Below are 22,383 nucleotides of genomic sequence, written 5' to 3'. Positions count from 1 at the left end.
ACGCGCTATAGTGTCAGGATTGCTCAATCTTCCAGACCGCAGCGTTAATGTCCCAGGCCGCCAATCACATTGAAACGCCCGCTTCTGCCGCCGACCGCCGGGCCGGCCCCAGCGCAGTGCGGCCCTTTGCCGGCCTGATCGACCCGGTTCTGGTGCAGGACCCGGTGCCATTTCCTTTTGCCGGGTCGGTCTCGCGCAAATATGCCGAGGCCAGCTGGACCTGGGTCCACCGCGATCTGTGCCCCGACCTGATTTCGGCCGATGGCGTCGCCAACGGCAACTTCTCGGCGGCCGATTTCGAAGTCGTCCTGCCCGAAGTCCTGACGCGCATGAAAGAGGCGCTGGCCGTTGTGGCCCAGGATCCGGAAAAGGATCGGCGCCTGCGCTCGGCGCTCGGCAGCACCGAGGCCCGCGACGCGCTGCCTGTCATCATGATGGCGCTGCGCAGCCGGGCGCTGCTCGCCAAGGCCCAGGCGTTTGGCAAGGCCATCAATACCATTGCCGACGACGCCGCGCTGGGCGTGGCGCTGCAGTCCATGCCGCTGCAGGACCCACCGCTAGCCTCCCTGTTGTTCCACGTCGCCATTGGGCAGATCGCCAATCCGACGCGGCTTATTACCACCGTGATCCGGCTGGCAGGCAATGCCACCGAGGTGTCGGTGATCCGCATGGGCTTCACGCCGGTGGTTGATGCCATCCTGGCGCATGCCCAGAACCAGTTGCACATCCTGCAGCCGATGGGCGCCTTTGCCGATATCGACCTGGTCTGTCGCAGCCTCGAGCGCTTCCACCGCCTGGTGCGCTCGCTGACGGGCTATATCGAATTCGCCCGGGGCAGCCGCTGGGCCATGGTGATCGCGGCGCTGACCAAGCAGGCCTCCGACCGCATCGAGCCGCGCCTGCGCGACGTGGTCTCCGACATCAACCTGGCCATGCGCCGGGGCCGGGAAGGCAGCGACCGCCTCGATGACGATCGCATCCTGGCCGCCATCAACGGCATCTATCTGCTGGCGACCATGCGCGAATGTCGCGATTCGCTGGCGCTCAACGCGCTGTTCGAACAGTCCTGGAGCCAGACGGGCCAGGCGCTGGAGGTGCACCTGCAACGCAATCTCGATCTGATCCGCCAGTATCCGGCCGACCCGGTGATCGGCGCCAGGCTCGATGCCGGCATCAAGATGGCCGAGGTGCGCTTCAATCCCGAATATGCCGAAACCCTGCGGCGCGCCCGCGCCGCAGCCGAGCGTCGCGGCTAGGCGTCGAGCCGCATGCCCTCCTGATAGGGCGTCACCACTCTTATGCCGATGGCGCGGCCGGGCTCGCGCACGCTGGCAGCCATTTCCGCATGACCGGCAATCAGCGCGACGGCCTTGCCATTGACGATCCGTACGACGACGCCGATGGCCTTGAGCGGATCGGTCTCGTCGGCATCGCGATAGATCAGCGCGCCGACATCGAGCACGCGCGCCTCCGTCGGCGCCACGAGCCACAGCGCTGCACCCTGGTAGCGATCCCGCAGATAAAGCGGGGGCAGGGGCGCTGGTGGGAGCCCGGCCGCGCTCGCCCCCCCACCTTCGATCACCACCATGGCGACGCGCTCCTGCGCCACGATGCCGGCGCTGGCGGCGGGAATAGCCCCAAGCTGGACGCCAGCGGCAATGTCGGCAATATCGAGCGGCTGCGGCGTGTCGGCGAGCGACCAGCCTGGTGGCGGCGGCGCAAAAGGCAGCCAGGCCGGCCATCGCGAGGCCTTGAGCCTCGGTCGCTCAATGTGTCGCCAGCCGCCATCGAGATAGGCCGGCGGCGCGACCTCGTCGGGAACGTCGCCGAGCGGAGCGGGTGCATCGGGCGTTTCGTAGATCGGGTCGATGAGGCGCTCCTCGACGGCGCGGCGCTGGCGCCCCAGCAAAGCATCGACCGCATCGCTGCCGCTGGCGGTGCAGGCGCTGCGGCTGAGCCAGCCCCCGGCACTTCCGGCCAGCGCAATGCCAGCAGGGCCACCGCGCGGTTCGAGGCGCGTCCTTGTGGCATTCCACGCGCTTTCCCCGCCCGCCATGTGCCAGAGCGTCAGGTCGGGCTGCCAGCCGCCACAGACCACTAGCCGGTCGACCGGCAATGGCGCCTCGGTGCGCGAGAGTGTGCCCATGGACAGGCGCGGCAGGACCATCAGCCCCCGGCCTTTGGGTGAAGCAGTGGTCGCGGCGATGATCGTCCCCGCGGCCTGCGTAATGCCATAGGCCCTGGAGAATTCGATGAAGCGGGATTGCGGATGCGGCCTGGAGTCGATGATGCGGGGCACGGCAATGCCCGCGTCGGTGGCCAGCATGGCCAGCCGATAGGCAGGGCTGCTGCTCGTGGCCACCAGGGCCGAAGCGCCGGCCCATACGCCATATAGCTGGGCCAGTTCGTAGGCTTCGAGGGCACCGATGACCCCGGGCAACCTGTTGCCGGGGAAAACCGGTAGTCGCTCCAGTGACCCCGTGGCCAGCACGATATGGGGCGCCCTGATGCCGACGACGCGGCCGGTGGGCGTCCCCTCGAGCATTTCCACCTGATGCAGCCGCACCACCCCGGGGCGCAGGGCAAACACCTCGGCACTGGTCAGCACGGTGATGGCATCGACCTGGGCCACGGCCGCGGTGAGGCGGGCAATCGCCTCGTCGGGCGTTTGCTCGCCCTCCTGTGTACCGAACAGCCGCAACGTGCCGCCGAGCCTGGGAGCGGCCTCGATCAGCGCCACGCGCAGGCCGCGCCTGGCCGCGGCCAGGGCTGCCGTCAGCCCCGCAACGCCGCCGCCCACCACCACAAGTTCGACCTCCGGTCCCGGCTCAGCCGGACTGCCGATCCAGGGGCGGGCCAGTGCATCGGCGCGGTCGAGGTCGATGTTCAGCGAGCGGCTGCCCCGCGCCAGCAGGCGCATCAACGGATTGCTGCGGAGCTTGCGCGCTGTGGTCACATACTCGACCCCGTCCGTGGCGGGCGTCCGCTCCATCGGCAGCGTTCGCTGATGGTCGGCCGCAAGCGCGGCGAAGCTGATGGTCGGCGCGTGGCGGAGCGACAGGGCCAGCGGCGCGCCGCCACGCTGGCCGATCGTGTCGATGCCCGAAGCCAGAACTGCGCTCAGCACCGTATCCCCAGCAAAGCCGGATATGACCCGGCCATCGAGCCGGAATTGCAGCGGTCGGGTGCGGTCGATGGCGCTGCCTTGCAGGTGATGCGGTGGATCAATGCCAAGGCGGTTGGGCTGGCCCTTCATGCGGCGGCCCCGAACTCGGCGACCGACGACGACACGGCCTGGCGATCTACCAGCCGCGCACCCAGCCAGGCGTTTTCGGCCGGTGTGCCCTTGCCGCAGAGCCAGCGGGCAATGGCGGGCGCAAGAAAGGCGCCGCTGGGCCCGAGACCGGCGATGACATCGGGTCCGGTGCCGCGCAGGCGCCCCAGGGCGGGCGCGGCATCGGCGGTGAGCAGCGTCTCGTAGCTCGACTGCCCCGCCTGGCGGAATTGGCGCTCCTTGTCGAGCAGCACGCCCAGGGCGGCAGCAAACGGATCGATGGCGCCCGGACCCATGGCGACAACGCCCCGGCCTGCCTGTTGCTGCACCAGGGTCAGCCCGGTATCCAGCCGGTGCATGACGGGCGCGGCTATCGGCAGTGTCGGTTCGGTCAGAATGGTGCTGGCGACCTGGCGAAGCAGCAAGGCAGGCCATTGCGCGGTGGTCACGTGAGTGACGATGGCCGGGTCGTCGGCCAGCACCGTCTGCGCGATGTCGAGACGCTCTTCACCGGCGGCGAGTTCGGCACTGCCATCGGCACGCACGGTCAGCACTTCGCCGTCGCGCAGGCGGCGCACGCTGTGCTGGTCGAGCCAGGCATCGAGGGCAATTTCGAGGGTCGGTCGATGCAGCAGGACGGTGTCGCGCAGCAGCAGCCCTTCGCGGCCAGGACCGATGACCTTGGCCGGAAGGCGCTCCGCCGCGTGGCCGAAAGCCAGCGCCATATGCCTTACATGGGCCAGGGCCTCGCGCCCCGCCGCGGCCTCGCTGAACAGGATCGGGTCGACGCGCGACCACGCCCGCCGGCCGCCCATGCGCGAAATCAACCGCAACGTTTCGGGCAGGCCCGCCTTGAGCAGAGCCCAGGTCTCGGGGCGCGTGATGGGGGCGACTGACAGGTCAACGCCGCGCGGCAGGCGATAGCCGGACTGGCTTTCACCCGAAAACACCACGCTCTTGCCATGCGCCGATGCCAGCAGCCCGGCAACCAGCCGGGCCGTTGGGGTTGATCCGACAATGACGAAATCGGCTCGGGCCTCGGTCATGCCGCGGCGCTTGCTGGTGGCAATGCGTCCGCCGCGGTGCTTGCCAGCGGCAATGCATCCGCCGCTTTGGCTTGTGCCTGTGGCAATGCGTCCGCCCCACGATCGCGTGTTTTTGTGGTTTTTCGCTGCATTGGCATTATAGATGACGCCATCCTGCCGCGTGTCGGCGAGACGAGCCTTACGCGATCCGGAAGACCCGGATTGCCGGCTCCGGGTTTTTTTGTCGCAAGGTTACACGCGAAAAGCCGGTACCCACCCTTTCGCGCCTTGCTTGAGCGTCCAGGGGCCATGCTTTTCTGGTTTATCGCCATCGCTGTTACCGCCATTGCGTGCGCTGCCCTTTACTACGCAGCCGGCTGGCGCATGGTCAACGCGGTGGCCCCTGAATCGGACGATGCCAACAGCCATTTTCGTCTCGTGCTGGCAGGGATCGACGCCGACCTGGCCGCCGGTAAGCTCGGCGAGGACGAGGCGACGGCCGCCAGGGGTGAGCTGGCACGCGAAATTCTCCGCCTCAAATCCGAAGCGAACCGCGTGGCCGGCTCCGGACTGGCCTTTGGCCGCGCCGCCATGTTCGGCGGGCTTGTCCTGGTGGTCGGGCTGGCCTTCGCCGTCTATGCCTGGCTCGGCAGCCCCGATCTGCCAAGCCAGCCGCTGGCCGGCCGCAGCGAGGTCGCGGCCCAGCAGCTTGATCTCGAATCGGCGATAGCGCGCATCGAGACGCAGCTCACGGCCAATCCCGACGACCTGCGCGGCTGGACGGTCATTGCGCCGGCCTATGTCGAAATGGGCCGCTATGCCGATGCGGCACGGGCCTATCGCCGGATCATCGAACTCGGCGGCCCCACGGCGGACCTGCAGACAAGCCTGGCCGAGGCGCTGCTGCTGGGCGGCGGCGATGCTGCTGCGGAGGAGGCCATAGGGCTGTTGCGAGCCGCGGCGGATGCCGACGCCGGCCATACCATGTCGCGGCTCTATCTCGCCTCGGTGCTCACGGGGATGGAACGGTACGAAGAGGCCGTGCCGGTATGGACGGCGGTGCTGGCCCTGGCCCAGGGGGACGAGCCCTGGATCGCCAGCGCCCGGCAGGGGCTCGCCGTCGCCGAGAGTGGCGGCGTGGTTGCGCCCAGTGACCAGGAGGCCGAGATGATCGGCCAGATGGTTGCGGGACTGGCCGAGCGCCTGGCGGCCGAGGGCGGCAGCATCGCGGAATGGACCCAGCTCGTCCGCGCCTATCTCGTGCTCGGGGACACCGACAGCGCCCAGGCTGCCTATGACGACGCCGTCGCCGCCTATCCGCAGGCCTTCGATCGCGGCGACCTCGATACGCTGGCGCTCGGCGCCGGCCTCACCATCAATGGAGCCCAGCCATGACCATGCAGACCACCATCCGCAAGAAAGGCTGGTCCCGCAAGCAGAAGCGCCTCGCCGTCATCGCCGGCCTGGCGGTGGTGATCGCGCTGGCGACGACGCTGGTGCTGGTGGCCCTGCGCGACCAGATCGTGTTCTTTTATTCGCCCTCCGACGTCATTGCGCGCCAGGTCCCGGCCGGCACGCCGATCCGGCTCGGAGGCCTCGTCAAGGACGGCTCCTGGGTTCGCGATGGCCAGGACAACAGCTTCGTGGTGACCGACAACGTCAACGAGATCACCGCCCGCTATACCGGCATCCTGCCCGACCTGTTCCGCGAAGGGCAGGGGGTGGTGGCCGAGGGCAGTCTCGGGCCGGACGGACAGTTCATGGCGACCAACGTGCTGGCCAAGCATGACGAGAACTACGTCCCCAAGGAAGTCGTCGAGGCGCTCAAGGCCAGCGGCGAATGGCGGCCGGAGGCGGGCGAGTGAGCGGGCATTTGGCCACGGACGTCTTCACCTCCCCCAAAGGGAGAGGTGAAGAATGAGCATCGAACTCGGCCACTTTGCCCTCATCCTCGCCTTTGCCATAGCAGCGATCTCGGCGGTGGGTGGATTTGTGTTCTGGCGGTCGGGCCAGCGCATCGCGCTGGTGCTGAGCCAGGGGGCGGTGCTGCAGTTCATCCTGGTCGCCGTCGCCTTCGCCGCGCTGATCCAGGCTTTCGTGACGTCCGACTTCAGCCTGCTGCTGGCAGCCAGCCATTCCCATTCGCTCAAGCCGCTGATCTTCAAGATTTCCGGCGTCTGGGGCAATCACGAGGGCTCGATGGTCCTGTGGATTTCCATCCTCGTGGCCTTCGGCGCCATGGTGGCCACCTTTGGCCGCCGCCTGCCCAGTGACCTGCTGGCACTGGTGCTGGCGACGCAGAGCCTGCTGACGGCAGCGTTCGCCGGCTTCACCATTTTCACCTCCAACCCCTTTGCCCGGCTGATCCCGGCCCCGATCGAAGGCAACGACCTCAATCCGGTGCTGCAGGATATTGGCCTCGCCATCCATCCGCCGCTGCTCTATGCCGGCTATGTCGGCTTTTCGATCTGCTTCTCCTTTGCCGTGGCCGCGCTGGTGTCCGGCCGCATCGACCAGGCCTGGGCGCGCTGGGTGCGGCCTTGGGCCATGCTGAGCTGGACCTTCCTGACCCTGGGCATCGCCATGGGCTCCTACTGGGCCTATTACGAACTCGGCTGGGGCGGCTGGTGGTTCTGGGACCCGGTGGAAAATGCCAGCTTCATGCCCTGGCTGGCGGGCACGGCTTTGCTGCATTCGGCGCTGGTGATGGAAAAGCGCAATGCGCTCAAGATCTGGACGATCTTTCTGTCCATCATCACCTTCTCGCTGTCGCTGCTTGGCACCTTCCTGGTCCGCTCGGGCATCCTCACTTCGGTGCATACCTTTGCCAGCGACCCCACGCGCGGCCTCGTCATCCTGACATTGCTGGCGCTGGTCATCGGCGGCGCCTTCGCGCTCTTCGCCTTCCGCGCCGCAGCCCTGCGCCAGGGCGGCCTGTTCGCGCCGGTCAGCCGGGAGGGCGCATTGATCCTCAACAACCTGTTCCTCGCCACGGCGGTTGGCGCAGTGCTGGTGGGCACGCTCTATCCGCTGCTGCTCGATGCCCTGACTGGCACCACCATCTCGGTGGGCGCGCCCTTCTTCAACCTCACCTTCGGCGCCCTGATGGCGCCGCTGCTGCTGGTGCTGCCCTTTGGCCCGCTGCTGGCCTGGAAGCGCGCCGATATCGTTGCCGCCGCCCAGCGGCTGATCGGCGCCGCGGCCCTCGCCATCTTTGCGGCCATTCTCATCTCGGCATTGGGCGGCGCGACTATCTCGCTGGCGCCGATCGGCCTGCTGCTCGGCTTCTGGGTGGCCTTCGGCGCCATTGCCGAACTCGTCGACCGCAGCAAGATCGGGCGCATCCCGCTGGGCGAAAGCTGGCGCCGGCTGACCGGTCTGCCGCGCAGCGCCTGGTCCACCGCCATCGCCCATTTCGGCATCGGCATCACCGTGCTCGGCATCGTCGCGGTTTCTGCCTGGGAGACCGAGCTGGTCACCACCCTCAATCCGGGAGAAACCGCCGAGCTTTCGGGCTACATCGTCGCCTTCGACAGCTTCGATTCCGTCGAGGGACCCAACTATCTGTCGGACGAGGGCCACTTCACCGTCACCGCCCCGGGCGGCGAGACGCGGCAGATGCTGGCCGACCGCCGCACCTATGTGGCATCGGGCATGCCGACCACGGAGGCGGCCATCCAGACCTATGGCTTCTCCCAGCTCTATCTGCAGCTCGGCGAGCCGCTCGATGACACCCATGTCGTCCGCATCTGGCACAAGCCCTACATCACCCTGATCTGGCTGGGGGCGCTGCTCATGGCTTTTGCCGGGTTCCTTTCGCTGACCGACCGCAAGCTGCGCGTCGGCGCGCCGCGTCGTGCCGCCAAGCCCGTGCCGCAGGCCGCGCAATGAGCTGGCTCCGCGCGCTCCTGCTGGCACTCTGCCTCGCCGCACCCGCTATGGCGGTGGGTCCCGACGAGGTTCTGCCCGATCCGGTGCTGGAGCAGCGGGCCCGCGATATTTCAGCAGGGCTGCGGTGCCTGGTCTGCCAGAACCAGTCCATCGACGACAGCGACGCCGACCTCGCCAAGGATTTGCGCGTGCTGGTGCGCGAGCGCCTGCTGGCCGGCGACAGCGACGAGGCGGTGCGGCAGTATCTCGTCGATCGGTACGGCGAATATGTGCTGCTCAATCCGCGGGTGAACAACCACACGATTCTGCTGTGGATCGCCGCGCCGGTCCTGCTGATCGGTGGGTTGGGAACGCTGTGGCTGGCGGGGCGCCGACGGCGGGTGGTCGATGCTGGGCTAAGCGCGGAAGAGCAGGCAGCGCTGGACGAGCTGAAGTAGCGGACGGCTGTTCCCTATCACCGCGTCATTCCCGCGAAGGCGGGAATCCATTCTTCCATGCTCTGTGCCATAACGTGAATTCCCGCCTGCGGGTATGACGTCGTGGGTGACGACATATTGGAAACCTGCGGCTCTCGCCACAATCTCCGCCGCAATCCCGCCGCCAACATTGCCAAGGTTTAATGTTGGCGCAACTTCTCCGAAAGGCGCGGCATTCCATATCTAGTCCCACAAGCTGTTGAGGGCTTGCCGAAGGAGAATGATTTACATGCGCTCGACCATTATGAAGCGTACCAGCCGCTGGCTCGGGGCCTCTGCCCTGGCGCTGCTGGTTGGTATCGGCGGTGTCTCCACCGCTTTCGTCATGACCGGACAGGCTGCGACCGCGCAGGTGCAGAACGCCGCCCAGATCATCGTTCCCGAAGCGGCGCAGCCGCAGGCCGGCTTTGCCGACCTCGTCGAGGCGGTCAAGCCCGCCGTGGTCTCCATCCTCGTCGAAGCCGAGGAAAGCCCGCGCAGCATGCAGCGCCGTGGCGGTGACTTCGATTTCAACTTCCCCGATCTCCCCGAAGGTCACCCCTTCCGTGACTTCTTCGAGCAGTTCGGCGATCAGTTCGGCGGCCCCAATGGTCGCCCCGATCAACCTCCCCGCCAGTTCATGGCCGCCGGCTCGGGCTTTGTGATTTCGGCTGACGGCTATGTCGTCACCAACAATCACGTCGTCCAGGATGCCACCAAGGTGACGGTCGTGTTCGATGACGGCACCGAACAGGTTGCCGAAATCGTCGGCACCGACGAGCGCACCGACCTGGCCGTTCTCAAGATCGAAGGCACCGACCTGCCCTTCGTCAATTTCGAAACCGAGGCCAGCCGCGTCGGCGACTGGGTGGTTGCCGTTGGTAACCCGTTCGGCCTCGGCGGCACCGTGACCGTCGGCGTCATCTCCGGTTCTGGCCGCAATATCGGCGGCTCGAACTATGGCGATTTCCTGCAGATCGACGCTGCCGTCAACACCGGCAATTCGGGCGGTCCGGCCTTCAACACCAAGGGTGAAGTGGTCGGCGTCAACACCGCCATCTATTCGCCCAATGGCGGCAATGTCGGCATCGCCTTCGCCATTCCGGCGGCGACCGTCAAGGGCATCGTCGACCAGCTGGTCGAGGATGGCACCGTGACCCGTGGCTATCTCGGCGTCGGCATCCAGGACGTGAACCGTGACATCGCCGATGGCGTGGGCCTCGCCGATGCCAAGGGCGCCATCGTCAGCAACGTCGCCGAAGATGGTCCTGCCGGTCCTGCGGGCGTCAAGTCGGGCGACATCATCACCGCCGTCGATGGCGATCCGATCGACGACGCGCTCGACCTCAGCCGCACCATTGCCGGCAAGTCGCCCGACTCCAGCGTCGAGCTGACCATCTGGCGCGACGGTGCCGAGACCAAGGTTTCGGTGCAACTTGGTACGCTGAACGAAGAGCAGATCGCCCAGGCCGATCAGGCCCAGCCGCTGGTTCCGCCGGCTCCGCTGCCGGCTGAAACCAGTGTCGGCCTGAGCCTGGTGCCCAATGCCGATGGCGCCGGTGGCCTGCTGGTCCAGAATGTCGAGCCTGACTCGGCAGCTGCCAAAAAGGGTCTGGCCGTTGGCGATGCTATCCTTGAGGTCAACAACACGCCGGTGAACACGCTTGAAGAGTTCGAGGCGGCGCTTGATGCGGTCAAGGCCCAGGGCCGGGGCACCGCTCTGGTCAAGGCCAGCCGCGACGGCAACGATCGCTTCATCGGCCTGCCGCTGAGCGATTAACGTGAGTACGGCCCCGGGGTGACAACCCGGGGCCACCATCCAGCCTTGGGGGCTCCGGTGAAAATTCTGCTGATCGAAGACGACCGCGAAGCCGCCAGCTACCTGATCCAGGCCCTGGACGAGGCCGGCCATATCACCCATCACGCCGCCGATGGCGAAACCGGTTATGCCATGGCCTCGGGCATGGACTACGACGTCCTCATCATCGATCGCATGCTGCCGCGCCGTGATGGCCTGTCCATCGTGGAATCGCTGCGCGCCGAAGACGACCAGACGCCCGTGCTCATTCTCTCTGCGCTTGGGGAAGTCGACGACCGCGTGACCGGCCTGCGGGCCGGCGGCGACGACTATCTCACCAAGCCCTATGCCTTTACCGAGCTGCTGGCGCGCGTCGAAGTGCTGGCCCGCCGCTCCAGCCCCTCCGAAGCCGCCACCAGCTACGAGGTCGGCGGCCTGTCGCTCGACCGACTCTCCCGCAAGGTCGAGCGCGACGGCGAGACCATATTGCTGCAGCCGCGCGAATTCCGCCTGCTCGAATACCTGATGAAGAATGCCGGCAAGGTGGTGACCCGCACCATGCTGCTCGAAAATGTCTGGGACTATCACTTCGACCCGCAGACCAACGTCATCGACGTACACATGTCGCGGCTGCGCTCCAAGATCGACAAGGGCCATGCCAGCCCACTGCTGCACACGGTGCGCGGCGCCGGCTACATGATCCGCGAGTAGGCCGTGAACGGTTTCTGGCAACTCTGGCGCACCTCGACGGTCCGGCTGACGGCAACGTTCATCCTGATTTTCTCCCTTTTCGCCATCCTGCTGCTGGCCTTTATCGGCTGGCAATCCAGCGTGCAGCTCCAGCGCCAGCAGGCCGACGAGATCGACAGGGAAGTGCGCGTACTGCAGCGCATCGACGCCAATCAGGGCATTCGCGCACTGGCCTTTGCCGTCGAACGCATCTCTCGCTCGCCCGGGCCGGGCGTGTATTTTCTCGGTGACTCCAGCGGCCAGTATCTGCTGGGCAACGTGACAGACGTGCCGGCCAATGTGCTGATCGAGCCCGGCATCTACAGCTTCGACTATGAGCGGGCCAATCCCTTTGTCGATCCACCACCCCTAAATGGTGACAATCCGGTTGCGGAGCCGACCCGGCCGGGCTTCGCCGTCGTCCGCTCGGTCGAGCTCAGCAACGGCATGCGGCTGGTTGTCGGGCGCGATGTGGTCGAGCGGCGCGGCTTCTCCGCCATCATCATCCAGAGCTTCCTGTTCGGGGTGCTGGGCATCATCCTGTTCTCGGTCATCGCGGGCGGCGTCACCGCGCGCCGCGTGCTCAAGCGCATCGACACGATCCGCGACACCTCGACCAAGATCATGTCGGGCAATCTCAGCGAGCGCGTACCGATCACCAGGCGCAACGACGAGTTCGACGGCCTCGCCACCAATCTCAATGCCATGCTCGACCGCATCGAGCAGCTGCTGCAGGGCCTCAAGCAGGTGACCGACAATGTCGCGCATGACCTCAAGACGCCGCTGACGCGCCTGCGCAACCAGGCCGAGTCGGCTCTGCGCGAGGGCGCCAGCGAGGAGACAAGGCAAAGGGCGCTCGAAACCACTATCGCCGAGAGCGACCGGCTGATCCAGACTTTCAACGCCCTGTTGATGATCGCCCGCGCCGAGGCCGGTGCGCCCTCCGGCGCGCTGGCCGATGTCGATGTCAGCGCCGTCGTTGCCGATGTCGCCGAACTCTACGGACCGGTGGCCGAGGACGCCGATATCGTGGTGGAGACCAGCATTGCCGAGGGCGTTCACCTGCGCGCCAACCGGGAACTGATCGGCCAGGCCATGGTCAACCTGCTCGAAAACGCGGTGAAATATGCCAGGCCGGAAGGCGAGGGGCAGGGGCGTATCACCGTGGGCCTCCGCCTGCATGAGGGCCGCGTGCTCATCGAAGTCGCCGATAATGGCCCCGGCATCCCCGCCGAGGACCGCAAGCGCGTACTGGAGCGCTTCGTGCGCCTCGAAAAGAGCCGCTCCGAACCGGGCTCGGGCCTCGGCCTGTCGCTGGTAGACGCGGTGACGCGGCTGCATGGCGGCGAGTTCCGCATCGAGGACAATGCGCCGGGGGTACGGGCGGTGATTGATCTGCCGGGTTGATGGCACGGACCCTTGGCTCCCCTGCCCCTTGAGGAGAGGGGCGGGGGTGGGAGTGCCGCGGTGATGAATGAAGGCCCCCCACCCTCATTCCCCCCTCAAGGGGGAGGGAGGCGCCAGACTGACCGTCCGGCGAAGTCCGCCGCTTGCCCCACCCCGGCCATCACGATATCCCTCGCTCATGGCCATCAAGCTCAACGCCCTGCCGCCTCTTGCCACGCCACGCGTCGATGCATGGCTCGCCGAACTGCCGCCCGAGCAGCAGGCCGCGCTGCGCCGCGCCCATGCCACGCTCGGGCCACTGCTCGAGGTGGCGCCCTATCTGCTGGCGCTGGCGCAGGCCAATGCTGACTGGCTGGTTACCGCGCTGGCGGACAGTGCCGACGGCGCCTTTGCCGATATCATCGACATCGTCGATACGCTGGGCCGCACAGCCTCCAGCGAGGACGCGCTGGCGCCGGTGCTGCGCATCGCCAAGGGCCGCACGGCGCTGCTCGCGGCTTTGGCCGAGACCGGCGGCGCCTGGACCACAGCGCAATCGACCGCCGCTTTGTCCGACCTCGCCGACGCCGCGCTCGAGGCCTCGCTGAACCTGCTGATGCGCCAGGCAGCCGAGAAGGGCCAGCTGACCATTCCCGTTGCCGAAGCAACCGCGGCCAATTCAGGCCTCGCCATCTTCGCGCTGGGCAAGCATGGCGGCCAAGAGCTCAACTACTCGTCCGATATCGACATCGTCGCCTTCTATGATCTGGAAAAGGGCGTCCTGGCCGACCCGTCCGAGGCAACCCGTTTCTACTCCCGCATGGTGCAGAAGCTCGTCACGCTGATGGAGGACCGCCAGGCGCATGGCTATGTCTTCCGCACCGACCTGCGCCTGCGCCCCGATCCTGGCTCGACCCCGGTCGCCATCTCGTTCGACGCGGCTTTGGCCTACTATGAGAGCCGCGGCCAGAACTGGGAGCGAGCCGCCTGGATCAAGGCCCGCGCCTGCGCTGGTGACCGGCAGGTGGGCGAGGCCTTCCTGCGCGCCCTGGCGCCCTATATCTGGCGCAAGCATCTCGACTTCGCCACCATCGCCGATATCCAGGCGATGAAGCGCCAGATCAACATTTCCAAGAATGTCGGCGATATCCGCGTCGAGGGCCACAACGTCAAGCTCGGTCGCGGCGGCATCCGCGAGATCGAGTTCTTCACCCAGACCCAGCAGCTGATCGCCGGTGGCCGCGACAAGACGCTGCGCGTCAAGCCGACTGCCCACGCGCTGGCGGCGCTGGCCGATGCCAACTGGATCACCCCCAGGGCCGCCACCGAACTCACCCAGACCTATTGGTACCTGCGGGCCGTTGAAAACCGGTTGCAGATGCTGCGCGACGAACAGACCCATGTCATGCCCGGTTCGGCCGAGGAGGTCGCCGTCATTGGGCGCCTGGTGGGCGAGCCTGACCTGCGCGCCTTCGAGGCAAGCTACCGCGCGGCGCTGGAGCGGGTGGTCGGCTATTATTCCGAGCTGTTCACCGAGGGCGAAAGCCTCGGCAGTGGCGAAGGCAACCTGGTCTTTACCGGCAATGACGACGATCCGGGTACGGTGGAAACCCTTGCCACCATGGGCTTTGCCAACCCGTCCAAGGTCATCGAGACCGTGCGCAAGTGGCACTATGGCAGCTATCCGGCTACCCGCGCCGCAGCGGCTCGTGCCCACCTCACCGAACTGCTGCCGGCCCTGCTGACCACGCTGAGCGGCGCCGGCAATGCCGATGAGGCCCTGGCCAAGTTCGACAGCTTCCTCGCGCGCCTGCCCACCGGCGTGCAGTTGTTCGCCCTGCTGCGCAGCCATGCCAACCTGCGCACGCTGCTGGTGCAGCTCATGGCGTCGGCGCCGCGCATGTCCGAGGCGGTGATCCATCGCGCCCATGTCATGGACGGGTTGATCGATCCGGCTTTCGCCAATGACGTGACGCATCGCGACGTGCTGATCGCCAAGGTGGACGCCTTCCTCGCCGAGAGCCGCTCCTATGAGGAGATCATCGACCGCGCCCGCATCATCGGGCAGGAACAGAAATTCCTCATCGCCGCCGGCCTGCTCTCGGGCACGGTCAGTGCCACCGGGGCAGGGGAGCAGTTCACCGCTCTCGCCGAGACCCTGGTGCACCGCCTGTTCGACAGCGTCCGCGCCGAGTTCGAACGCCGCCACGGAAAACTTGCCGGAGGCCGGGTGGCGCTGCTCGCCTTCGGCAAGATGGCCAGCCGCGAGATGACCGTCACCTCCGACCTCGATTTCATCCTGCTCTACGATGCGCCCGACACCGAGTCCGACGGCGACAAGCCGCTGAGCACCAATCATTATTACACCCGCCTGACGCAGCGGCTCGTCGCGGCCGTGACCTCGCCCACCGCCGAGGGTGTGCTCTACGAGGCCGATATGCGCTTGCGGCCATCCGGCAATGCCGGCCCGCTCGCCACCAGCCTTGGCGGTTTCCGTGCCTATCACCGCGACAATGCCTGGACCTGGGAGCATCTGGCGCTGAGCCGCGCCCGCGTCATCGCCGCCGACAATGCGTTTGCCGCCGAAGTCGATGGCGCCATTGCCGAGGTCATGTCCCGCGCCCGCGATGTCGCCAAGACCATCGATGATGTGGTCTCGATGCGGGCCCTGATGGCCAAGGAACGGCCCGCGCGGCACCCCTTCGATCTCAAGCTCGCCGAGGGCGGCCTGGTCGATCTCGAATTCATTGCGCAGTCAGCCCAGCTCGTCGCCGGCGCCACGATCGGCCTGCCCCAGGCGCTGACGGCCACCGTCCTCTCTCGTCTCGCCGCCACAGGCCTCGTGCCCGAAGGCGCAAGGCTCGCCGAAATTCACTTCACCTACTCGACCGTGCTGCAGGTGATGAGTTCGGCTTTGGTCAGCCCGTTCAAGGACGAGGCCTGGACCGATGCGTTCAAGGAACTGCTCGCCGGCCTGACCAACTATCCCGATTTCGCCCGGCTGGAGCTGGATCTGCTGCAAATGCGCAGCGAGGTCACCGCCGCGGCGAAGCAGTGGTACGACAAGGCGCGCGGGCTTTAGCGAATATCAGGCGGCCTGCACCTGATCCAGGGCCGCCAGTGGCAGCGATATGGCCACTGTGGTGCCCAGCGTCGGACTGGAATCGATGGCCAGGTTCCCCCCGCTCAGCTCAGCAATTGCACGGGCAATGGAGATGCCCAGGCCCGGTCCGATCCCCTCGCGGGTGAAGGTGGAATCGCCCAGCGCGAACGGCTGTGACAGGCTGGCCAGTCGCTCTTCGCTCATGCCCAGGCCCGTATCGGTGATTTCCACCACCACGCCGTCTCGCGCCGCATAGGCATTGAGCGTCACCCGCCCGCCCGAGGGGGTGAAGCGCAGCGCATTCTCCACGATATTGGCCACCATGCGGGAAAGGCCCAGCCTGTCGCCACGAACCACCGCGCCGCTGGGCTCGCCCAGCACGAACACTATGCCGGCCCGCGACGCCTGCGCCCGGAAGCGTTGGATGACGCTGTCGAGCAGCTCGTCAATGACGACCGGATCGCTGCGCAGCGCCTTCTGGCCGCTCTCGAGTTCGGCGAGGTCCAGGATTGTCGCGAACGACGCCAGCAGGTGTTCGCCCGAGGCCTTGATGGACTGGACATAGTCCGAATAGCGGGCATCGCCCAGCGGTCCATAGGTCTGGTGCCGCATCAGCTCGGCAAAGCCGATGATATGGTTGAGCGGGGTGCGGATGTCGTGGCTGAGATGGGCGAGGAAGTTGGTCTTGGAGCGGCTGGCGGCTTCTGCCTTGAGCTTTTCCTCATGGTAGCGCCGGGCCAGCAGGCGCTGTTCCTGGCGAATGGCATGCAGCATGGTGTCGGTCTTCTTGGCCTCGGTCACGTCGCTGATCAGCGTCATGATCGCGCCATCGCCAAGCGGACGTTCGTCGATCAGCAGGCAGGAGCCGTCCTCGCGGTGGAGTTCCAGCACCTTGTTGCCATCGTCCTCGCTGACCAGCTTGATATAGCCGCCCATGGTCAGCCGCTTCACCGCCTCCTGGTAGGTCGTGCGGAGATTGGTGAGGTCGAGCCGGCTGCGATATTGCTCGTTGCAGACGATCAGCTGGCCACCCTTGGTCCAGCAGGCCACGCCCATCGGGATCGCGGCGGCGAGCGTGCGGTAGTTGTGACGCTGCACCATGTCCGGCATGTCGTCGCGACGCCGCCGCATGGTCAGGAGGGCAAGCAGGCCCGCCATGGCAAAGGCGACCGCGCCGCGCTGGCCGATGCCGGCCCAAGCGCGGCTCTGCTCGGTCTCGAGCGCCAGCACGCCATGCGGCGCCACCGGAACCACCTGGCTGGTCGGGCCCGCCACGGCCGGCGATGTGAGAAGACTGGCGCGGGCAAGACCGGCGAAGCGCTGGCTGGAGGCGGCCAGGGCGGCAGTTGCTGCTTCCGGCGTCATACCCGCCAGTTCTGACGCCAGCACATGCCCAACGATCGACAGCTCATGCCGCGCATCTTCGAAGGTGCGTGCGGTGTCGTGGATCACAAAGAGCGTGGCCGCCACCATCGAAGTCAGCGCCACCGCGATCGTGACCGGCGTGAAGGACATGCGGAATGGCCATGCGGTGGGCGGTCGGCCCTTGCTGGTTGGGCGGCAGGAAACCGCCTCACCCTTGCCAGCACCGAATCCGGTAACGCTGGCGCCGGATGCCTCCGCCGACCGCATGCAATTCTCCATCTGAAAAGGTATAGAGCCCCAGCCCGATTTGCCGTTAACGAAGAATGAATCACGGCGGGGCCGCTGTCCAGACCCCCTCCCGAGGGGCGGGAGGGGCATTCCGGAAAATCACGAGTCGCTTGAATCACTTAGCCGGTGAAGAAAAATTCTTCCAATAGCGGCGGTGATTTAGCGCCGCTGGCGGTCGCCTCTCAGCTCGCCAGCATGCGCGTCAGGATATCGGTGGTGTTCCGGCTGAGCGTATTGCCGGAAGCCAGGCCCGTGAGCGCGGCTCTGGCGGCCTCGCGCCGGCCACTTTCCAGCATCGGCCAGATACGGAACCCGGTCAGCACGCGTGCCGCGACCTGCGGATTGATCGTGTCGATCTCGGTCACGACGTCAGCGACGAAGCGGAAGCCGGCGCCATCGGCCCGGGCGAATTGCGTCGGGTTGCTCATGGCGAAGGTGCCCACCAGGGAGCGCAGGCGATTGGGGTTGGTCTTGGGGAAGGTCGGGTCAGACAGGATGGCCTTCATGTCCTCGATCACCCCGTCGCGCGGCGCTGCCGCGGTCACCGTCAGCCACTTGTCGAGCACCAGCGGATCGGCGCCAAACCGCGTCCGAAAATCGGCGAGCATGGCGGGTGCATCGGGCGTGGCCGCACTGGAAGCGGCCGAAAGCGCCGCCAGCCGATCGGTCATGTTGCCGGCCTCCTGGTACTGCTTCACGGCCAGCAGCGAGGCGCCGAACGCCTCGCTGGCGACCAGCAGTGCCAGCATGCGGTTACGCAGTGCCCGGCGGCCGGTGCTGACTGGATCGGGAGCGTAGGGCGCGTCACTGGCCAGGGCATTATAGGTCGCCAGCAGCTGCTGGGCGATCGGTTCGAACACCGCTTGCAGCAGGCGCTTGCGCACCGCATGGATCTTGTCGGGGTCGATATCCTTGCCGATCTGGCGTCCGATCAGTTGCTCGTCCGGCAGGCTCATCGCCAGCGCCTTGAAAGCATTGTCGAGCGTGTCGCTCGCCAATGTGTCGCTCATGGCCTGGCTCAGCGCGGTCACTGCCGCATCGCTCCACGGACGGCCTTCGACCGCTTCGAGTGCCAGAGCCATGCCGACATCCTGCAGCGCCTGCCAGCGGTTGAAGGGATCGCTGTCATGTCGGGCGAGGAACAGCTGGTCCTGCTGGCTTGCCTCGGTTTCGAGGATAACCGGCGCGGAAAAGCCGCGCAGCAGCGATGGCACCGGCCGGCTCGGTATGCCGGTAAAGACGATTTCGGCGCTGCTGTCCTTGAGCACGATCATCTCGTCACGGACTTCGGCGCCGCTGACACCGCTCCAGGCCATCGGGCTGCCATTGGGGCCGATCAGCCCGAACTTGATGGGCAGCACCAGTGGCACCTTGTTCGGCTGGCCGGGCGTCGGCAGCGTTTCCTGGCTGAGCTTGAGCGTATAGGTCTGCCTGTCCGCATCGTAATGCTCGGCGACCTTGAGGCGTGGCGTGCCGGCCTGCAGGTACCAGGTCTTGAACTGTTCAAGGTCGATGCCGTTGGCCTCGGCGAATACGGCGAGAAACGCCTCGATCGTCGTGGCCTCGCCGTCATGCCGCTCGAAATAAAGGTCCATGCCCTTGCGGAAGCCGGCCTCGCCCAGCAGCGTCGCCAGCATGCGGACGATCTCGGCGCCCTTCTCGTAGACGGTGGTCGTGTAGAAGTTGTTGATCTCGCGATACTGGTCCGGGCGCGCCGGGTGCGCCAGCGGCCCGCCATCCTCGGGGAATTGCGCCGAGCGCAGCGTCACCACGTCGGAAATGCGTTTCACTGCCCGGGAGCGCTCGTCGCTGGTGAATTCCTGGTCGCGATAGACGGTCAGTCCTTCCTTGAGGCAGAGCTGGAACCAGTCGCGGCAGGTGATGCGGTTGCCGGTCCAGTTGTGGAAATACTCATGCGCGATGACGCGTTCGATGCCATCGTAATTGGCGTCGGTCGCCGTCTCTGGCTGGGCGAAGACCAGCCGGTCGTTGAAGATGTTGAGGCCCTTGTTCTCCATCGCGCCGAAGTTGAAATCGCTGACGGCGACGATGTTGAAGACGTCGAGATCATATTCGCGTCCGAAGCGGCGCTCGTCCCAGGCCATTGACCGCTTCAGGCTGTCCATGGCCCACAGGCACTGGTCCTCCTTGCCATGGGCGCAGTAGATGGCGAGGTCCACCTTGCGGCCCGAGGCGGTGGCGAAGCTGTCTGATATCGAACCGAGATCGCCCGCTACGAGGGCGAACAGGTATGCCGGCTTGGGGAAGGGGTCCTCCCACACCGCATAGTGCAGGCCATCGCCGGCATCGCCCTGGTCGATGCGGTTGCCATTAGCCAGCAGGACCGGTGCCACGTCGCGCGGCGCCGTCATCCGCACCTTGAACACCGCCAGGTTATCGGGCCGGTCGAGATAATAGGTGATGCGGCGGAAGCCCTCTGGCTCGCATTGCGTGCACCAGGTGCCGCTTGAGCGGTACAGCCCCATCAGCTTGGTATTGCCCTCGGGCTGGATGGTGACTTCGGTTTCGAGCACGAAGCGGCGCAGCGGCGGCTCGAACACCGTCAATCCATTGGCATCGGTCGCATAGGCCGACAGCACCAGCGGCGCGCCATCGATGGCGATGGAGCCCAGCGTCAGCTCGTCACCATCAAGCACCAGCGGCGTACCCGGAGCCGTGCCCTCGCGCGGCTCGACGGTCAGCTGCGTCACCACCCTGGTCTTGTCGACGGCGATGCGGAAGTCCATGTCGACCGCCACGATCCGATAGGGGCTCGGGGCATAGTCCTTGAGGTAGATGGTGTGCTCGGTCTCGGTGCGCATATACGTGTCCGCCAAAAAGAAATCGTCGGTCTGAAATTAAGTGTGTCTGCGCCGCAACAGCAGACTCGGCGCGTTCGTGTATCCTGATCGGCCAGCGACCGCTTCGGTCCACTCTTCTACGCCAATTGGGACGGCATTGGGGAGAGGGCTCCTGCCGGTCATGGCACGCTGCTCCTCTGCGTCAATTGTGGGCGTATCGAGCGCGGTATCCAATATTCCCGGTCGGCATCGCAACGACCCGTTCGTCCTGGTTCCATGGGAGTTGGAACGCGGGACGCCGTCTGCGCGATGCTCTCCAGGCACATCTAGGTGAACTGCTATGCTGCGTTGGTTTGAACGACGTCTCGACCCCTATCCCGGCGGCGACCCCGTCGAGCCCCCCAAGGGCCTGCTGGCTTTCTGCCTGCATTACAGCCACGGCGCCAAGAAGTGGCTGGCGCTGATGGCCTTTGCCGCGGCGGCCGTCGCCGCTGGCGAAATCATCATCTTCGGCTTCATCGGCGATGTGGTGAACTGGCTGGCCGGTGCCAATCCGGAAACCTTTCTCCAAACCGACGGCTGGAAGCTCGCTCTGATGGGCGCGATGATCGTTGTCGTCCTGCCCGGCCTGGCGCTGGTCTCGACCCTCACCATGCACCAGACCCTGCTGGGCAACTTCCCGCAGCGCATCCGCTGGATGAGCCATCGCTACCTGATCCGGCAGTCGATGAGCTACTTCCAGGACGAGTTTGCCGGTCGCATCGGCGCCAAGCTGATGCAGACCTCGCTCGCCGTCCGCGAAGTGGTGATGAAGCTGCTCGACATGCTGGTCTATGTCGTCGTCTATTTCACCGGTGCGGTGATCCTGGCGGCGGCGGCCGATTGGCGCCTGGCCATTCCGTTCCTGGTGTGGCTGGCCGCCTATGTGTCGATGATGGTCTATTTCATCCCGCGCATGGGCAAGATTTCCCAGGCGCAGGCCGATGCCCGCTCGCTGATGACCGGCCGCATCGTCGACAGCTATACCAACATCGCCACGGTCAAGCTGTTCAGCCATTCCAACCGGGAAGAGACCTATGCCAGGGAGGCGATGGACGAGTTCCTGGACACCGTCTATCGGCAGATGCGCCTGTTCACGGTGCTCAACATGCTGGTGCTGTGGTCCAATGCGCTGCTGCTGGCCTCGGTTGGCGGCGTCGGCATCTGGCTGTGGATGCAGGGGCTCATGACACCCGGCGCCCTCGCCGTCTCGCTGGGCCTCGTCATGCGCTTCCAGGGCATGAGCCAGTGGGTCATGTGGGAAATGTCGTCGCTGTTCGAAAATATCGGCACCGTCAAGGACGGCATTTCGTCCATCTCGCTGCCGCGCGTGGTGTCCGACGACAAGGCCGCCGAGCCCATCGGCACCGTCAAGGGCGACATCAAGTTCGAGAATGTCTCGTTCCACTACGGCAAGAAGGCCGGCGTGATCGACAACCTCAACCTGCATATCCGTCCGGGCGAGAAGATCGGCCTCGTTGGTCGCTCCGGCGCCGGCAAGTCGACCATCGTCAACCTGCTGCTGCGCTTCTACGACCGTGCCGATGGCAAGATCCTGATCGACGGGCACGACATCGCCCAGGTCACGCAGGACAGCCTGCGCGCCAATATCGGTGTGGTGACGCAGGACACCTCCCTGCTGCACCGGTCGGTGCGCGAGAACATCCTCTATGGCCGCCCCGATGCGACCGAAGAGATGATGCGCGAAGCCGCCGACCTGGCCGAGGCCACCGCCTTCATCGATACCCTGGCCGATCCCAAGGGCCGCAAGGGTTTCGACGCCCATGTCGGCGAACGCGGGGTGAAGCTGTCCGGCGGCCAGCGCCAGCGCATCGCCATCGCCCGCGTGCTGCTCAAGAATGCGCCGATCCTGGTGCTGGACGAGGCGACATCGGCGCTCGACTCCGAGGTCGAGGCGGCCATTCAGGGTCAGCTGCAACTGCTGATGAAGGGCAAGACCGTGATCGCCATCGCCCACCGTCTCTCCACCATCGCCATGATGGACCGGCTGGTGGTGCTCGATCAGGGCAGGGTGGTTGAATCAGGCACGCACGCGCAACTGCTGCAGACCGGCGGCATCTATTCGAGCCTGTGGAACCGCCAGTCCGGCGGCTTCATCGACGCCGACCAGCCGGAAGAGGCGGCGCAGTGATGCCGGAGCAATAGTCTGCCCACCCTTCCCCCTGAGGGGGAGGGTAGCGCAGCTAGGCCGTGAGGCCGTAGCGAAGC

General features: G+C 66.2%; 14 protein-coding genes. 10 read left to right on the top strand and 4 right to left on the bottom strand.

Translation table 11 applies throughout. The features are described 5' to 3' along the window. Positions 1 to 47: 47 nt before the first annotated feature. Positions 48 to 1,256, top strand: a complete 1,209-nt coding sequence (locus IH615_RS20660) for a hypothetical protein (protein WP_291364969.1) — start codon at positions 48 to 50, stop codon at positions 1,254 to 1,256. Here the strand turns inward: IH615_RS20660 and IH615_RS20655 are convergent. Beyond that, on the bottom strand, positions 1,253 to 3,256 hold the full coding sequence (locus IH615_RS20655; protein ID WP_291364967.1) for an FAD-dependent oxidoreductase: 2,004 nt from the start codon (positions 3,254 to 3,256) through the stop codon (positions 1,253 to 1,255). The two genes, IH615_RS20660 and IH615_RS20655, sit on opposite strands and share 4 nt — an antisense overlap. Further along, a complete protein-coding gene (locus IH615_RS20650; RefSeq protein WP_291364965.1) occupies positions 3,253 to 4,320 on the bottom strand; it encodes a hypothetical protein in 1,068 nt (355 codons plus the stop codon). The genes IH615_RS20655 and IH615_RS20650 overlap by 4 nt, the downstream gene beginning before the upstream one ends. A 288-nt stretch (positions 4,321 to 4,608) precedes the next feature. Between IH615_RS20650 and ccmI the strand changes: the two genes are divergently transcribed. The 8 genes from ccmI (at position 4,609) to IH615_RS20610 (ending at position 15,640) form a co-directional block, all read left to right on the top strand. Then, positions 4,609 to 5,694 (top strand): c-type cytochrome biogenesis protein CcmI, encoded by a 1,086-nt coding sequence (ccmI, locus tag IH615_RS20645; protein ID WP_291364963.1) that lies wholly within the window; start codon positions 4,609 to 4,611, stop codon positions 5,692 to 5,694. After that, the gene (gene ccmE / locus IH615_RS20640; RefSeq protein WP_291364961.1) at positions 5,691 to 6,164 is read left to right on the top strand and encodes a cytochrome c maturation protein CcmE; all 474 of its coding nucleotides are present in this window, start codon (positions 5,691 to 5,693) and stop codon (positions 6,162 to 6,164) included. Before ccmI ends, ccmE begins: the two co-directional genes overlap by 4 nt. Positions 6,165 to 6,216: 52 nt before the next feature. After that, on the top strand, positions 6,217 to 8,190 hold the full coding sequence (locus IH615_RS20635) for a heme lyase CcmF/NrfE family subunit (protein ID WP_291364959.1): 1,974 nt from the start codon (positions 6,217 to 6,219) through the stop codon (positions 8,188 to 8,190). After that, a complete protein-coding gene (locus tag IH615_RS20630) occupies positions 8,187 to 8,627 on the top strand; it encodes a cytochrome c-type biogenesis protein (protein WP_291364958.1) in 441 nt (146 codons plus the stop codon). The genes IH615_RS20635 and IH615_RS20630 overlap by 4 nt, the downstream gene beginning before the upstream one ends. A 268-nt stretch (positions 8,628 to 8,895) precedes the next feature. After that, the gene (locus IH615_RS20625; protein WP_291364956.1) at positions 8,896 to 10,425 is read left to right on the top strand and encodes a Do family serine endopeptidase; all 1,530 of its coding nucleotides are present in this window, start codon (positions 8,896 to 8,898) and stop codon (positions 10,423 to 10,425) included. 57 nt (positions 10,426 to 10,482) lie between these two features. Next, positions 10,483 to 11,154 carry a response regulator transcription factor gene (locus IH615_RS20620; protein ID WP_291364955.1) on the top strand — a complete coding sequence of 224 codons (672 nt, stop codon included), beginning with the start codon at positions 10,483 to 10,485 and terminating at the stop codon, positions 11,152 to 11,154. Between the two features lie 3 nt (positions 11,155 to 11,157). Beyond that, positions 11,158 to 12,579, top strand: a complete 1,422-nt coding sequence (locus IH615_RS20615) for an ATP-binding protein (RefSeq protein ID WP_291364953.1) — start codon at positions 11,158 to 11,160, stop codon at positions 12,577 to 12,579. A 178-nt stretch (positions 12,580 to 12,757) separates the two neighbouring features. Continuing rightward, positions 12,758 to 15,640: a bifunctional [glutamine synthetase] adenylyltransferase/[glutamine synthetase]-adenylyl-L-tyrosine phosphorylase gene (locus tag IH615_RS20610; protein ID WP_291364951.1), complete on the top strand. Its 2,883-nt coding sequence runs from the start codon at positions 12,758 to 12,760 to the stop codon at positions 15,638 to 15,640. A 6-nt stretch (positions 15,641 to 15,646) separates the two neighbouring features. On the opposite strand, the gene IH615_RS20605 is transcribed toward IH615_RS20610, so the two are convergent. Both IH615_RS20605 and pepN read right to left on the bottom strand, forming a co-directional pair. Beyond that, positions 15,647 to 17,293 (bottom strand): HAMP domain-containing sensor histidine kinase, encoded by a 1,647-nt coding sequence (locus IH615_RS20605; RefSeq protein ID WP_291364950.1) that lies wholly within the window; start codon positions 17,291 to 17,293, stop codon positions 15,647 to 15,649. 203 nt (positions 17,294 to 17,496) lie between these two features. Next, the gene (pepN, locus tag IH615_RS20600) at positions 17,497 to 20,136 is read right to left on the bottom strand and encodes an aminopeptidase N (RefSeq protein ID WP_291364948.1); all 2,640 of its coding nucleotides are present in this window, start codon (positions 20,134 to 20,136) and stop codon (positions 17,497 to 17,499) included. 319 nt (positions 20,137 to 20,455) lie between these two features. Here pepN and IH615_RS20595 point away from each other — a divergent pair, with 319 nt between their 5' ends. After that, complete coding sequence (locus IH615_RS20595) at positions 20,456 to 22,306, top strand: ABC transporter ATP-binding protein (RefSeq protein WP_291364946.1); 1,851 nt, start codon at positions 20,456 to 20,458, stop codon at positions 22,304 to 22,306. Positions 22,307 to 22,383 lie beyond the last annotated feature (77 nt).

Source organism: Devosia sp., assembly GCF_014860165.1.
Classification (GTDB): domain Bacteria; phylum Pseudomonadota; class Alphaproteobacteria; order Rhizobiales; family Devosiaceae; genus Devosia.
The sequence above is the reverse complement of the archived record's forward strand: the minus strand, read 5'-3'. Positions and strand labels throughout refer to the sequence as shown.

Coding starts and splice junctions, on each gene's coding strand:
- IH615_RS20660 (WP_291364969.1), top strand. CDS start 48: ATGTCCCAGGCCGCCAATCACATTGAAACGCCCGCTTCTGCCGCCGAC.
- IH615_RS20655 (WP_291364967.1), bottom strand. CDS start 3,256: ATGAAGGGCCAGCCCAACCGCCTTGGCATTGATCCACCGCATCACCTG.
- IH615_RS20650 (WP_291364965.1), bottom strand. CDS start 4,320: ATGACCGAGGCCCGAGCCGATTTCGTCATTGTCGGATCAACCCCAACG.
- ccmI (WP_291364963.1), top strand. CDS start 4,609: ATGCTTTTCTGGTTTATCGCCATCGCTGTTACCGCCATTGCGTGCGCT.
- ccmE (WP_291364961.1), top strand. CDS start 5,691: ATGACCATGCAGACCACCATCCGCAAGAAAGGCTGGTCCCGCAAGCAG.
- IH615_RS20635 (WP_291364959.1), top strand. CDS start 6,217: ATGAGCATCGAACTCGGCCACTTTGCCCTCATCCTCGCCTTTGCCATA.
- IH615_RS20630 (WP_291364958.1), top strand. CDS start 8,187: ATGAGCTGGCTCCGCGCGCTCCTGCTGGCACTCTGCCTCGCCGCACCC.
- IH615_RS20625 (WP_291364956.1), top strand. CDS start 8,896: ATGCGCTCGACCATTATGAAGCGTACCAGCCGCTGGCTCGGGGCCTCT.
- IH615_RS20610 (WP_291364951.1), top strand. CDS start 12,758: ATGGCCATCAAGCTCAACGCCCTGCCGCCTCTTGCCACGCCACGCGTC.
- IH615_RS20605 (WP_291364950.1), bottom strand. CDS start 17,293: ATGCGGTCGGCGGAGGCATCCGGCGCCAGCGTTACCGGATTCGGTGCT.
- pepN (WP_291364948.1), bottom strand. CDS start 20,136: ATGCGCACCGAGACCGAGCACACCATCTACCTCAAGGACTATGCCCCG.
- IH615_RS20595 (WP_291364946.1), top strand. CDS start 20,456: ATGCTGCGTTGGTTTGAACGACGTCTCGACCCCTATCCCGGCGGCGAC.